We start from the raw sequence: 12,780 nt of genomic DNA, 5'->3' as shown, positions 1-12,780 counted from the left end.
CTGACTGAACCCCAGGCGTAAAAAAGCCCGCCCGATCCTCAGCAGATCGGGCGGTTTTTTTTGTCGCCAGCACTGGCCCCATCGCGAGCAGGCTCGCTCCCACAGGTGACCGCGAACCGATCCAACACTCGGTCCACTGTGGGAGCGAGCTTGCTCGCGATGGGGCCAGAACTGGCGATGAAAACTTCAGAATTAAAAAAAGCCCCCGAACGATCACTCGTCCGAGGGCTTTTTCATATCGCGCGAAACCTGATTACTTCTTCAGGCCGTAATGCTCATCGAGCATGCCCGGCGCGTTCGGGGCTTTGGGAGCGTAATCGCGAGGCGGCTCCTGATTGCGCGGTGGCGTCAGGCGTTCCCGTGGTGCCACGGCAGCGTCGGCGTGCAGGGCGGCTAGCAAGCGTTGACGGGTCTGCTCGTCCAGGGCCAGTCGGTTGGCACCCTCGGCGAGGTGATCCTGCACTTCCTGATAGCTCGCAGTCAGCTTCTTGACCAGGTTTGCAGTGCTGTTGAAGTGGGTGACCACCTCGTTCTGATAACTGTCGAAACGTTCCTGAATGTCATCCAGCTGACGTTGTGTGCTGCTCGGCGCGGCGTTCGGCACCAGGCGAGCGATCAGGAAACCAACGGCGACACCCACAACCAGGGCAAGAGTCGGCAACAACCAAACTAAGAGCGAGTGTTCCACGAGTCCTTCCTCTATAAACGGCTTTGCTTTACGTTAACGGCTCGAACCTGCGCTGTATACCGCGATTCACTCGCAATACATCGGCACAGACAATTTGCTAGACGAGTCGACCCGATTCGAGGTCACGGAGTTCCTTCCTTGCTTATGCGCGAAACCCCTGTAGTCATTGCTGGTCCGGTCGGCCAACTGGAAGCTCTTTACCTGGATAATGAAGCGCCACGCGGCATCGCGCTGATCTGCCACCCGAACCCGGTGCAGGGCGGCACCATGCTCAACAAAGTGGTCTCGACCCTGCAGCGCACCGCGCGCGACGCCGGTTTTATTACTTTGCGTTTCAACTACCGTGGCGTCGGTGCCAGTGAAGGCACCCACGATATGGGCACCGGTGAAGTCGATGATGCCCAGGCAGCGGCCGAATGGCTGCGGGCCAGACACCCGGACTTGCCGCTGACCCTGTTCGGATTCTCCTTCGGCGGTTTTGTTGCAGCAAGTCTCGGCGGACGCCTGGAAGCCAAGGGCGAACAGCTGAAACATCTGTTCATGGTCGCGCCTGCAGTCATGCGCCTCGGCGATCAGGATCAACTGCCGCAGCAAGGCGAGTTGACTCTGATCCAGCCGGAAACCGACGAAGTGATCGATCCGCAAGCTGTCTACGACTGGTCCTCGAAACTCGAGCGCCCCCATGAGCTGCTGAAAGTGGCAGAATGCGGACACTTTTTTCATGGCAAGCTGACCGATCTCAAGGATCTGATTCTGCCGCGCCTTTCGAATTGATTGCAGTCTGACAAGCGATTACCCATGACGACTCGTACCCGTATCCTCACCGGCATCACCACCACCGGCACGCCGCACCTGGGCAACTACGCCGGTGCCATCCGCCCGGCGATCGTCGCCAGCCGTGACAGCAATGCCGATTCGTTCTACTTCCTGGCCGACTACCACGCCCTGATCAAATGCGATGACCCGCTGCGCATCCAGCGCTCGCGTCTGGAAATCGCCGCGACCTGGCTGGCCGGTGGCCTGGATGTGGACCGCGTAACGTTCTATCGCCAGTCCGACATCCCGGAAATCCCCGAGCTGACCTGGCTGCTGACCTGCGTTGCCGCCAAGGGCCTGCTCAACCGCGCTCATGCCTACAAGGCCTCGGTGGACAAGAACGTCGAAACCGGCGAAGACCCGGACGCCGGCATCACCATGGGCTTGTACAGCTACCCGGTGCTGATGGCCGCGGACATTCTGATGTTCAACGCTCACAAGGTGCCGGTCGGTCGTGACCAGATCCAGCACGTGGAAATGGCCCGTGACATCGGCCAGCGTTTCAACCACCTGTTTGGCCAGGGCAAAGAGTTCTTCACCATGCCCGAGGCGCTGATCGAAGAAAGCGTCGCCACACTGCCAGGCCTCGACGGTCGCAAGATGTCGAAGAGCTACGACAACACCATCCCGTTGTTCAGCAGCGCCAAGGAAATGAAGGACGCTATCTCGCGGATCGTCACCGACTCCCGCGCACCGGGCGAAGCCAAAGATCCGGACAACTCGCATCTGTTCACCCTGTTTCAGGCGTTTGCTACGCCGGCGCAGTCCGATGAATTCCGCAGCGAACTGTTGCAGGGCCTGGGTTGGGGCGAAGCGAAGAATCGCCTGTTCCAACTGCTGGACAGCGAGCTTGGCGAATCCCGCGAGCGTTATCACCAATTGATCGAGCGCCCGGCAGACCTGGAAGATATGCTGCAGATCGGCGCCAAAAAGGCTCGCTCGGTCGCTACGCCGTTCCTCCACGAACTGCGTGAAGCGGTTGGCCTGCGCTCTTTTGTGGCCCAGACCCAAGTCGCTGCCACCACCAAGAAGAAAGCCGCGAAAGCCGCACGTTTTGTCAGCTTCCGCGAAGAAGACAGCAGTTTCCGTTTCCGTCTGCTGGCGGCCGATGGCGAGCAGCTGCTGCTGTCGCGCAACTTCGCCGACGGCAAGACCGCCGGCCAGGTGACCAAACAATTGCAATCGGGCCAGCCGTTGGATGTGCGTAGCGAAGACCGAAGCTTCAGCGTCTGGCTGGAAGGCGAGTGCGTTGCCGACAGCCCGACGTTTGCTGACGACACGGCTCGCGACCTCGCCATCGACGCCTTGCGGGTTGCTCTGACGCCGGTTCAGGAATAATCAGCGGCTCGGTCCGACCAAGGGCCGATTGCCATTCCCCCGGGCCGTCGCTACAGTGACGGCCCGTTTTTGTTGCCTTGCTAACGAATTATGACGCCCCTAGAACGATATCAAGCTGATCTGAAACGCCCGGAATTCTTCCATGACGCCTCGCAGGAAACTGCGGTGCGCCATTTGCAGCGCCTGTACGACGATCTGGTCGCGGCGTCGAACAACAAACCGGGCCTGCTCGGCAAACTGTTTGGCAAGAAAGAACAGGCACCGGTCAAGGGTCTGTATTTCTGGGGCGGCGTTGGCCGCGGCAAGACTTACCTGGTCGACACCTTCTTCGAAGCGCTGCCGTTCAAGGAAAAGGTCCGCACTCACTTCCACCGCTTCATGAAGCGTGTGCACGAAGAGATGAAGACCCTCGGCGGCGAAAAGAACCCGCTGACCATTATCGCCAAGCGCTTCTCTGACGAAGCGCGGGTGATCTGTTTCGATGAATTCTTCGTGTCCGACATCACCGACGCGATGATCCTTGGCACGCTGATGGAAGAGCTGTTCAAGAACGGTGTGACCCTGGTCGCGACCTCGAACATCGTGCCGGACGGTCTGTACAAGGATGGCCTGCAACGAGCGCGCTTCCTGCCGGCCATTGCGCTGATCAAGCAGAACACCGACATCGTCAACGTCGACAGCGGCGTCGATTATCGTCTGCGTCACCTTGAGCAAGCGGAGCTGTTCCACTTCCCGCTGGACGAAGCTGCGCATGAAAGCCTGCGCAAGAGCTTCCGCGCCCTGACCCCGGAATGCACGGCCGCCATCGAGAATGATGTGCTGATGATCGAGAATCGTGAGATTCGCGCGCTGCGTACCTGCGATGACGTGGCCTGGTTCGACTTCCGCGAACTGTGCGACGGCCCGCGTAGCCAGAACGATTACATCGAACTGGGCAAGATCTTCCACGCCGTGTTGCTCAGCGGTGTCGAGCAGATGAGCGTCACCACCGACGACATCGCCCGACGCTTTATCAACATGGTCGACGAGTTCTACGACCGTAACGTGAAGCTGATTATTTCTGCTGAAGTTGAGCTGAAAGACCTCTACACCGGTGGTCGCTTGAACTTCGAGTTCCAGCGCACCCTCAGCCGTCTGCTGGAAATGCAGTCGCACGAATTCCTGTCTCGGGCGCATAAGCCATAGGACTTTTTCGGAAAGTAAAAAGGCTTGCATTTGCAGGCCTTTTTTATGCGTTGAAGAAACCTAAAATTCACCGCAATCCCCTGTGGGAGCGAGCCTGCTCGCGATAGCGGTGTGTCAGTCACATCAGTGCTGGATGTGCCTCCGTCATCGCGAGCAGGCTCGCTCCCACAGTGGAGTTGTGTCTGGTTCAAGCAGCTTGCTGAAACTGCTGCCGATACTGGTTCGGCGACAATTCGGTGTGCTGGCGGAAAAGCCGCGCAAAGAAGCTCGCATCGTCGTAACCGACTTCATAACTGATGGTCTTGATGCTCTTGCGGCTACCCGACAGCAAACCCTTGGCTGTTTCGATGCGCAGGCGTTGCAGGTAATGCAGCGGCTTGTCGCCGGTGGCGGTCTGGAAGCGGCGCATGAAGTTGCGGATGCTCATGCCGTGTTCGCGGGCGACGTCTTCGAAGCGGAATTTGTCGGCGAAATGCTCTTCGAGCCAGTGCTGGATCTGCAGGATGATCACGTCCTGGTGCAATTTCTGCCCGCCGAATCCGATGCGTCCCGGCGAATAGCTGCGCTGCACTTCGTAGAGAATGTCCCGGGCCACGGCTTGCGAGACGTTGGCGCCGCAGAAGCGTTCGATCAGGTAAATGTAGAGATCGCACGCCGAGGTGGTGCCGCCTGCGCAATACAGGTTGTCGGCGTCGGTCAGGTGCTTGTCCTGATTGAGCTGAACCTGTGGGAAGCGCTCGGCAAAGGCATTGAAGAAGCGCCAGTAAGTGGTCGCTTCCTTGCCATTGAGCAGCCCGGCCTCGGCCAGCCAGAACACCCCGGTCGCCTCGCCGCACAGCACGGCACCGCGAGCATGTTGCTGGCGCAACCAAGGCAGGACCTGTGGATAACGTTGGCAAAGGGTGTCGAAATCGTCCCAGAAGGCTGGAAGGACAATGATGTCGGCGTTTTCCAGGCCGCCGTCCACCGGCATGATCACATCGCTGAAGCTGTTCACGGGTTTGCCGTCGGGGCTGACCAGTCGGGTTTCGAACGCCGGAGTCAGGCCCTGACCCAGTTGTTTGCCATAGCGCAGGCTGGCCAGGTGGAAGAAATCCTTGGCTTGCATGAGGGTGGAAGCGAAAACCCGGTCGATAGCCAGGATGCTGACGCGCCGCAAGGGCGTGGAGACTTGGTTAGACATAATTCAACTTTATTCTTATAGGGGAAAGTGGTCACCAGACGGCTGGATCGTCTTATTTTTTGTCTGATGTGTCCAGTGTCCTGTATCGGATGCGGGGCTTAGTCTCTGAAGGTCAACTTCTTCTAACAATTAACGACAGGTGCCGCATGATCCCCAGAACCTTGTTCAGTTCCGAGCACGAATTGTTTCGCGACAGCGTGCGAACATTCCTCGAAAAAGAGGCCGTGCCGTTCCACGGGCAATGGGAAAAACAAGGCTATATCGACCGTAAACTCTGGAACAAGGCGGGGGAGGCTGGGATGCTCTGCTCGCACCTGCCGGAGGAGTACGGCGGGCTAGGGGCGGACTTTCTCTACAGCGCGGTGGTGATTGAGGAGGTCGGTCGTCTCGGCCTGACCGGTATCGGTTTTTCCCTGCATTCCGACATTGTGGCGCCGTACATCCTGCATTACGGCAGTGAAGCGCTGAAGCACAAATACCTGCCGAAACTGGTGTCCGGCGAAATGGTGACAGCCATTGCCATGACCGAGCCGGGCGCCGGTTCTGACCTGCAAGGGGTGAAAACCACCGCCGTGCTGGATGGCGACGAGTACGTGATCAACGGGTCCAAGACGTTCATCACCAACGGCTATCTGGCGGATCTGGTGATTGTCGTGGCCAAGACGGATCCGAAGGCGGGCGCGAAGGGCACCAGTCTGTTTCTGGTTGAGGCCAATACGCCAGGCTTCGACAAGGGCAAGCGCCTGGAAAAAGTCGGCATGAAGGCGCAGGACACCTCGGAGCTGTTCTTCCAGGACGTGCGGGTGCCGAAGGAAAACCTGTTGGGGCAGGCGGGCATGGGCTTCGCTTACCTGATGCAGGAATTGCCTCAGGAGCGCCTCACTGTCGCCATCGGCGGGCTTGCGTCGGCCGAAGCCGCGTTGAAGTGGACGCTGGATTACACCCGTGAGCGCAAGGCGTTCGGCAAGGCGATTGCCGACTTCCAGAACACTCGCTTCAAACTGGCGGAGATGGCGACTGAAATCCAGATCGGCCGGGTCTTCGTTGATCGCTGCCTGGAACTGCACCTGCAAGGCAAGCTGGATGTGCCGACGGCAGCGATGGCGAAATACTGGGGCACTGACCTGCAATGCAAGGTGCTCGACGAATGCGTGCAGTTGCATGGCGGTTACGGGTTCATGTGGGAATACCCGATCGCCCGGGCGTGGGCGGATGCGCGAGTGCAGCGGATTTATGCGGGGACCAATGAAATCATGAAGGAGATTATTGCGCGGTCGCTTTGATGCTGCGGTGACTGGTCGGACGCTTTCGCGAGCAAGCCCGCTCCCACAGGTTAAGTGATCTCCTGTGGGAGCGGGCTTGCTCGCGAATGGGTCTATGAATTAATCAGGGAGCCGGATTCGGATGATCCTTGTGAATCGCCTCAATCCCCTCCAGCACTTCATCGGAAAGTTTCAGCTCGAAGCTCGCTAAATTGCTTTCAAGCTGCTCCAGGGTGGTCGCGCCGATGATGTTGCTGGTCACGAACGGCTGCTGGGTGACAAACGCCAACGCCATTTGCGCCGGGTCCAGGCCGTGTTCACGCGCCAGTGCGACATAACGGCTGCACGCAGCTTCCGACTGCGGGTTGAAATAGCGACTGAAGCGGCTGTAGAGGCTCAGGCGACCTTTTGGAGGACGCGCGCCACCTTCGTACTTGCCCGACAGGAAACCGAACGCCAGCGGCGAATAGGCGAGCAGGCCGCACTGTTCGCGGATGGCGATTTCCGCCAGGCCGACTTCGAAGCTGCGGTTGAGCAGGTTGTACGGGTTCTGGATCGATACGGCGCGTGGCCAGCCACGGGCTTCGGCCAGGGCGAGAAAGCGCATGGTGCCCCACGGCGTTTCATTGGACAGGCCGATGTGGCGAATCTTGCCAGCCTTGACCTGCTCGTCCAGCGCTTCGAGGGTGTCCTCCAGCGGCGTCAGGTTGGCTTCGATCTTGTGTTTGTAGCCCAGCTGACCGAAGAAGTTGGTGCTGCGTTCCGGCCAGTGCAGCTGATAAAGGTCGATGTAGTCGGTTTGCAGGCGCTTGAGGCTCGCGTCCACGGCTTCGGTGATGTGCTGGCGGTTGTGCCGCAGGTTTTTGTCACGGATGTAATCGATGGTGTTGCCGGGGCCGGCGATCTTGCTGGCCAGGATCCAGTCGGCGCGATCACCGCGACTTTTGAAGTAATTGCCGATGTAGCGTTCGGTGGTGGCGTAGGTTTCGGCCTTCGGCGGCACCGGGTACATCTCGGCGGTGTCGATGAAATTGATCCCGGCGTCCTTGGCCCTTTCGATCTGCGCGAAGGCTTCAGCTTCAGTGTTTTGCTCGCCCCAGGTCATGGTTCCGAGGCAGATGGCACTCACATTCAGATTGGTTCGGCCTAGCTGGCGATAGTCCATCGGGTGCTCCTTGGGCAAAACAATCATAAAAGCAGGTTGAAATATTTTTCGCAATCTGCATAATTGCGCACCTCTTTCTGCAGTGGAAGTGATGCGCCGCCGCCGAAGAATCTTGCCGTTGAACGGACGCGCCGACCCGAGCCCCCGAAAGCGTCTGTATCCGGCTGCCTTTGACTTGTCAAAGTACGCACTATTCAGTAAGATCCGCCGTCTAATTTACAGGGCGGCCCCTGAGGCTATAAAGAATGAAAACTTTTACTGCTAAACCGGAAACAGTACAGCGCGACTGGTTTGTCGTCGACGCTGCAGGTCAGACCCTGGGTCGTCTGGCCACCGAAATCGCGAGCCGTCTGCGTGGCAAGCATAAAGCTGAGTACACTCCTCACGTTGACACTGGCGATTACATCGTCGTTATCAATGCCGAGCAGATTCGTGTAACCGGTGCTAAAACCACCGACAAAATCTACTACTCCCACTCCGGTTTCCCGGGCGGCATCAAGTCGATCAACTTTGAAAAGCTGATCGCTAAAGCCCCTGAGCGCGTGATCGAGACCGCGGTCAAAGGCATGCTGCCTAAGAACCCACTGGGTCGCGACATGTATCGTAAGCTGAAAGTCTATGCGGGCGCTGTACACCCTCATACTGCTCAGCAGCCCCAAGAACTGAAGTTTTAACGGAATAGTTCATTATGTCGGCGACTCAAAATTACGGCACTGGCCGTCGCAAGACCGCAACCGCACGCGTTTTCCTGCGTCCGGGTACTGGTAACATCTCCATCAACAACCGTTCGCTGGATAATTTCTTCGGCCGCGAAACTGCCCGCATGGTAGTTCGTCAGCCGCTGGAATTGACTGAGACTGTCGAGAAGTTCGACATCTACGTCACCGTGATCGGCGGTGGTGTAAGTGGTCAAGCTGGCGCAATCCGCCACGGTATCACTCGCGCACTGATGCAGTACGACGAAACCCTGCGTGGCGCTCTGCGCAAAGCTGGCTTCGTTACTCGCGATGCTCGTGAAGTTGAACGTAAGAAAGTTGGTCTGCGTAAAGCGCGTAAGCGTCCGCAGTACTCGAAGCGTTAATTCGCTTTCGCGTTCAAAAAGAACGCCCAGTTTCCTCGCGAAGCTGGGCGTTTTTTTATGGGCGCGATTTATCAAAGAATTGCGCTGTGACAACTTGCCACATCCGCAGAGCCCCTATACTGCAAGGCTTGGCAGTGGAGCCCCTCGGTAATTACCTTGTCAGAATTGGGGCTTTTCATTACCATTCGGCAAAATTTTTATAAGTACATAGATTTACTTAGTAGACGCCTGATTTAACAGGCCACAAAGCTGATGGGAGAGGACTGAATGAGCAATGACGGCGTGAATGCAGGCCGGCGTCGCTTCTTGGTAGCAGCCACATCCGTGGTGGGTGCTGCAGGAGCGGTGGGGGCTGCGGTCCCGTTCGTGGGGTCATGGTTTCCCAGTGCCAAGGCGAAAGCCGCAGGTGCACCGGTGAAAGTGAATGTCAGCAAAATCGAACCAGGCCAGCAGATGATTGCTGAATGGCGCGGTCAGCCGGTGTTCATTGTCCGCCGTACCGAGGAAATCCTGGGGAATCTGAAAAAGATCGAGGGCCAGCTGTCTGACCCGACCTCCAAGAACTCGACACAACCGACCTATGTCGACCCGGAAACGCGTTCGATCAAGCCAGAAGTTCTGCTGCTGATCGGTATCTGCACGCACCTGGGTTGCTCGCCGACCTTCCGTCCAGAAGTGGCACCTGCGGATCTTGGCAAGGACTGGGTAGGTGGTTATTTCTGCCCTTGCCACGGTTCCCACTACGATCTGGCTGGCCGCGTCTACAAGTCGCAACCTGCGCCTTTGAACCTGCCAGTTCCCCCGCATTCCTATGAGACCGATGACATCATTGTCATTGGCGTCGATACGGAGAAAGCGTGATGAGCAAGTTCATGGATTGGGTTGATGCGCGCTTTCCCGCCACTAAAATGTGGGAAGACCATCTCAGCAAGTACTATGCCCCGAAGAACTTCAACTTCTTCTATTTCTTTGGCTCCCTGGCACTGCTCGTTCTGGTCAACCAGATCGTTACCGGTGTCTGGCTGACCATGAGCTACACCCCGTCGGCGGAAGAAGCATTCGCCTCCGTCGAATACATCATGCGCGATGTCGAGCACGGCTCGATCCTGCGCATGTTGCACGCGGTCGGCGCTTCGATGTTCTTCATCGTGGTTTATCTGCACATGTTCCGTGGCTTGCTCTACGGTTCGTACCAGAAGCCGCGTGAGCTGGTGTGGGTCTTCGGCATGCTGATCTACCTGGCGCTTATGGCTGAAGCCTTCATGGGTTACCTGCTGCCGTGGGGCCAGATGTCCTACTGGGGTGCCCAGGTGATCATCTCGCTGTTCGGTGCGATCCCGGTCATCGGTAACGACCTGACCCAGTGGATCCGTGGTGACTACCTGATTTCCGGTATTACCCTGAACCGCTTCTTCGCCCTGCACGTTGTTGCCCTGCCGATCGTGATTCTCGGTTTGGTGGTGCTGCACGTTCTGGCGTTGCACGAAGTCGGCTCGAACAACCCGGATGGCGTCGACATCAAGAAACACAAAGACGAAAACGGCGTACCGCTGGACGGCATTGCCTTCCACCCGTACTACACCGTGAAAGATATCGTCGGCGTGGTGGTGTTCCTGTTTATCTTCTGCTCGATCGTGTTCTTCTTCCCGGAAATGGGCGGCTACTTCCTCGAGAAGCCGAACTTTGAAGTAGCGAACGCCTTCAAGACCCCTGAGCACATCGCTCCGGTCTGGTACTTCACGCCGTTCTACGCGATTTTGCGGGCGGTTCCGGACAAGCTCCTGGGCGTAATCGCCATGGGCGCGGCCATCGCAGTGCTGTTCGTCCTGCCGTGGCTGGACCGCAGCCCCGTCAAGTCGATGCGCTACAAAGGCTGGATGAGCAAGATCTGGCTCTGGGTATTCTGCATCTCGTTCGTGATCCTGGGTGTGTTGGGTGTTCTCGCTCCGACTCCGGGTCGTACGTTGCTGTCGCAGGTATGCACCTTCCTGTACTTCGCCTACTTCATTCTGATGCCGTTCTACACCAGGCTCGAGAAGACCAAACCGGTTCCGGAAAGGGTGACTGGCTGATGAAAAAGCTATTTGCTGTACTGATTCTTGCTGCCATGCCTGTCCTGTCCTTCGCGGCCGAACACGGTGGTCCAGAGCTTGAAAAAGTCGACATCGACGTTTCTGACAAAGCGGCCATGCAGGACGGCGCGCGTACGTTCGCCAACTACTGCATGGGCTGCCACAGCGCCAAGTTCCAGCGCTACGAGCGTGTTGCCGATGACCTGGGCATTCCGCATGACCTGATGCTCTCGAAGCTGGTGTTCACCGGCGCCAAGATCGGCGACCACATGAACATCGGCATGCAGCCGGCAGACGCCAAGACCTGGTTCGGTGCGGCTCCGCCCGACCTGACCCTGGTTGCTCGCGTTCGTGGTACTGACTGGCTCTACGGTTACCTGCGTTCGTTCTATGAAGACCCGTCGCGTCCTTGGGGCGTGAACAACAAGGTCTTCCCGAACGTCGGGATGCCTAACGTTCTGGTCGGCCTGCAGGGTCGTCAGGTGGTAGGCTGCAAACAAGTTCAAATCGTCGAAGACGGCAAGAAGCAATACGATCCGCTGACCGGTACGGCTCTGACTCATGAGGCGTGTGACCAGCTGACCGTGGTGCCAAAAACCGGCACGCTGAACGCAGAGCAGTTCGACGAGAAGGTCAAGAATCTGGTGACCTTCCTGGCCTACTCGGCCAACCCGGTGAAGCTGCAGCATCAGCGCATCGGTACCTATGTGTTGCTGTACCTGGCGTTCTTCTTCGTATTCGCTTACTTGCTCAAGCGTGAATACTGGAAAGACGTCCATTGATAAAGCTGTAAGCAATTGCTGTTAATCGCACGCGCCCAGGGGCGTCTCTGAAGGTGTAACGAGTCTGGTGATCCAGACGTTACGGGAGGCGTCCTCTGGGCGCGTGCGTTTTTCCGCTTCCGATAATTTCAACAAGCGAGGAGGACCGCCATGGGCGTGACCAATCGGTTGGCCTGTTACTCCGACCCCGCCGACCACTATTCCCACCGAGTGCGCATCGTACTTGCAGAGAAGGGTGTCAGCGCAGAGATCATTTACGTGGAAGCTGGTCGCCAGCCGCCTAAACTGATTGAAGTGAACCCTTACGGTAGCCTGCCCACCCTGGTCGATCGTGACCTGGCGTTGTGGGAGTCGACCGTGGTGATGGAATATCTGGATGAGCGTTACCCGCACCCGCCCTTACTGCCGGTTTATCCTGTGGCGCGTGCCAACAGCCGTCTGCTGATTCATCGTATTCAGCGTGACTGGTGTGGTCTGGTGGATCTGATTCTGGATTCGAAGACCAAGGAAGCCGCCCGCGTCGTGGCTCGTAAAGAGCTGCGCGAAAGCCTGACTGGCGTGTCGCCGCTGTTCGCCGACAAGCCGTTTTTCCTCAGTGAGGAACAAAGTCTGGTGGATTGCTGCCTATTGCCAATACTCTGGCGTTTGCCGATTTTGGGTATTGAACTGCCGCGGCCTGCCAAGCCGCTGCTTGATTACATGGAGCGCTCGTTTGCGCGTGAGGCTTTCCAGGCGAGTCTGTCTGGTGTCGAACGCGATATGCGCTAAGGCTTAAGGAGCCGCTATGAACTCCAGTCGACCTTATCTGGTCCGCGCGCTCTACGAGTGGATTGTGGATAACGATTGCACCCCGCACATGCTGGTCAATTCCGAGTATCCGTCGGTGCAGGTGCCTCAGGGTTTTGCCAGTGACGGACAGATTGTCCTGAACGTATCACCGGCTGCCGTGCGTCATCTGCACATGGACAACGAGGCGGTCAGCTTCGAAGGGCGCTTCGGTGGCGTGCCGCACACCCTGTACGTGCCTATTGCATCGATCCTGGGTATTTACGCCCGGGAGAATGGTCAGGGCATGGTGTTCGATCTGGAATCGCCTATGGAAGACGAGGAAGAGATCGAGCCGGATGATGATATTCCGCCGCCCGACAGCGAACCGCCGCGTCCCAGCGGTCGACCCAGTTTGAAAGTGGTGAAGTAATAAAAAAGGC

14 protein-coding genes are annotated in these 12,780 nt (G+C 57.8%); 11 read left to right on the top strand and 3 right to left on the bottom strand.

What is annotated here, in order from left to right; translation table 11 throughout:
* Positions 1-253: 253 nt before the first annotated feature.
* Positions 254-688, bottom strand: coding sequence for a Z-ring associated ZapG family protein (locus tag ACA070_RS25690; RefSeq protein WP_497448845.1), 435 nt, complete (start codon positions 686-688; stop codon positions 254-256).
* A 144-nt stretch (positions 689-832) separates the two neighbouring features.
* On the opposite strand from ACA070_RS25690, the gene ACA070_RS25685 reads away from it, so the two are divergent.
* From ACA070_RS25685 to zapE, 3 genes are all read left to right on the top strand, one after another.
* Positions 833-1,462 (top strand): alpha/beta hydrolase, encoded by a 630-nt coding sequence (locus ACA070_RS25685; RefSeq protein ID WP_497448844.1) that lies wholly within the window; start codon positions 833-835, stop codon positions 1,460-1,462.
* 24 nt (positions 1,463-1,486) lie between these two features.
* Positions 1,487-2,842: a tryptophan--tRNA ligase gene (locus tag ACA070_RS25680; protein ID WP_497448843.1), complete on the top strand. Its 1,356-nt coding sequence runs from the start codon at positions 1,487-1,489 to the stop codon at positions 2,840-2,842.
* 90 nt (positions 2,843-2,932) lie between these two features.
* Positions 2,933-4,027: a cell division protein ZapE gene (zapE, locus tag ACA070_RS25675; RefSeq protein ID WP_131059449.1), complete on the top strand. Its 1,095-nt coding sequence runs from the start codon at positions 2,933-2,935 to the stop codon at positions 4,025-4,027.
* A 187-nt stretch (positions 4,028-4,214) separates the two neighbouring features.
* Here zapE and ACA070_RS25670 read toward each other — a convergent pair whose 3' ends face one another.
* The gene (locus ACA070_RS25670) at positions 4,215-5,111 is read right to left on the bottom strand and encodes a GlxA family transcriptional regulator (RefSeq protein WP_461959384.1); all 897 of its coding nucleotides are present in this window, start codon (positions 5,109-5,111) and stop codon (positions 4,215-4,217) included.
* Positions 5,112-5,356: 245 nt separating this feature from the next.
* On the opposite strand from ACA070_RS25670, the gene ACA070_RS25665 reads away from it, so the two are divergent.
* Positions 5,357-6,493, top strand: coding sequence for an acyl-CoA dehydrogenase family protein (locus tag ACA070_RS25665; protein ID WP_461976673.1), 1,137 nt, complete (start codon positions 5,357-5,359; stop codon positions 6,491-6,493).
* A 103-nt stretch (positions 6,494-6,596) separates the two neighbouring features.
* Here the strand turns inward: ACA070_RS25665 and ACA070_RS25660 are convergent, their stop codons facing one another.
* Entirely contained in the window at positions 6,597-7,637 is a 1,041-nt protein-coding gene (locus tag ACA070_RS25660) for an NADP(H)-dependent aldo-keto reductase (protein ID WP_497448842.1), read from the bottom strand.
* A 245-nt stretch (positions 7,638-7,882) separates the two neighbouring features.
* On the opposite strand from ACA070_RS25660, the gene rplM reads away from it, so the two are divergent.
* The 7 genes from rplM to ACA070_RS25625 all read left to right on the top strand — a co-directional run bounded on the left by rplM (position 7,883) and on the right by ACA070_RS25625 (position 12,770).
* Complete coding sequence (rplM, locus tag ACA070_RS25655; RefSeq protein ID WP_007905295.1) at positions 7,883-8,311, top strand: 50S ribosomal protein L13; 429 nt, start codon at positions 7,883-7,885, stop codon at positions 8,309-8,311.
* Between the two features lie 14 nt (positions 8,312-8,325).
* Positions 8,326-8,718, top strand: coding sequence for a 30S ribosomal protein S9 (rpsI, locus tag ACA070_RS25650; RefSeq protein WP_002555064.1), 393 nt, complete (start codon positions 8,326-8,328; stop codon positions 8,716-8,718).
* A 267-nt stretch (positions 8,719-8,985) separates the two neighbouring features.
* Positions 8,986-9,579, top strand: a complete 594-nt coding sequence (gene petA / locus ACA070_RS25645) for a ubiquinol-cytochrome c reductase iron-sulfur subunit (RefSeq protein WP_007905300.1) — start codon at positions 8,986-8,988, stop codon at positions 9,577-9,579.
* On the top strand, positions 9,579-10,790 hold the full coding sequence (locus ACA070_RS25640; RefSeq protein WP_462028636.1) for a cytochrome b: 1,212 nt from the start codon (positions 9,579-9,581) through the stop codon (positions 10,788-10,790). The genes petA and ACA070_RS25640 overlap by 1 nt, the downstream gene beginning before the upstream one ends.
* Positions 10,790-11,572: a cytochrome c1 gene (locus ACA070_RS25635; protein WP_497448841.1), complete on the top strand. Its 783-nt coding sequence runs from the start codon at positions 10,790-10,792 to the stop codon at positions 11,570-11,572. Before ACA070_RS25640 ends, ACA070_RS25635 begins: the two co-directional genes overlap by 1 nt.
* A 150-nt stretch (positions 11,573-11,722) precedes the next feature.
* Complete coding sequence (locus ACA070_RS25630; protein ID WP_027922678.1) at positions 11,723-12,340, top strand: glutathione S-transferase N-terminal domain-containing protein; 618 nt, start codon at positions 11,723-11,725, stop codon at positions 12,338-12,340.
* Between the two features lie 16 nt (positions 12,341-12,356).
* A complete protein-coding gene (locus tag ACA070_RS25625; protein ID WP_008155980.1) occupies positions 12,357-12,770 on the top strand; it encodes a ClpXP protease specificity-enhancing factor in 414 nt (137 codons plus the stop codon).
* Positions 12,771-12,780: the final 10 nt, after the last annotated feature.

The sequence above is a fragment of the Pseudomonas sp. LBUM1678 genome (genome assembly GCF_059695575.1).
This window is presented reverse-complemented; position numbering and strand designations above follow the sequence as displayed.

What these genes read in the sequence shown, in the direction of transcription:
- ACA070_RS25630 (WP_027922678.1), top strand. Translation starts at nt 11,723, where the DNA reads ATGGGCGTGACCAATCGGTTGGCCTGTTACTCCGACCCCGCCGACCAC.
- ACA070_RS25665 (WP_461976673.1), top strand. Translation starts at nt 5,357, where the DNA reads ATGATCCCCAGAACCTTGTTCAGTTCCGAGCACGAATTGTTTCGCGAC.
- ACA070_RS25660 (WP_497448842.1), bottom strand. Translation starts at nt 7,637, where the DNA reads ATGGACTATCGCCAGCTAGGCCGAACCAATCTGAATGTGAGTGCCATC.
- rplM (WP_007905295.1), top strand. Translation starts at nt 7,883, where the DNA reads ATGAAAACTTTTACTGCTAAACCGGAAACAGTACAGCGCGACTGGTTT.
- zapE (WP_131059449.1), top strand. Translation starts at nt 2,933, where the DNA reads ATGACGCCCCTAGAACGATATCAAGCTGATCTGAAACGCCCGGAATTC.
- rpsI (WP_002555064.1), top strand. Translation starts at nt 8,326, where the DNA reads ATGTCGGCGACTCAAAATTACGGCACTGGCCGTCGCAAGACCGCAACC.
- ACA070_RS25640 (WP_462028636.1), top strand. Translation starts at nt 9,579, where the DNA reads ATGAGCAAGTTCATGGATTGGGTTGATGCGCGCTTTCCCGCCACTAAA.
- ACA070_RS25635 (WP_497448841.1), top strand. Translation starts at nt 10,790, where the DNA reads ATGAAAAAGCTATTTGCTGTACTGATTCTTGCTGCCATGCCTGTCCTG.
- petA (WP_007905300.1), top strand. Translation starts at nt 8,986, where the DNA reads ATGAGCAATGACGGCGTGAATGCAGGCCGGCGTCGCTTCTTGGTAGCA.
- ACA070_RS25685 (WP_497448844.1), top strand. Translation starts at nt 833, where the DNA reads ATGCGCGAAACCCCTGTAGTCATTGCTGGTCCGGTCGGCCAACTGGAA.
- ACA070_RS25625 (WP_008155980.1), top strand. Translation starts at nt 12,357, where the DNA reads ATGAACTCCAGTCGACCTTATCTGGTCCGCGCGCTCTACGAGTGGATT.
- ACA070_RS25680 (WP_497448843.1), top strand. Translation starts at nt 1,487, where the DNA reads ATGACGACTCGTACCCGTATCCTCACCGGCATCACCACCACCGGCACG.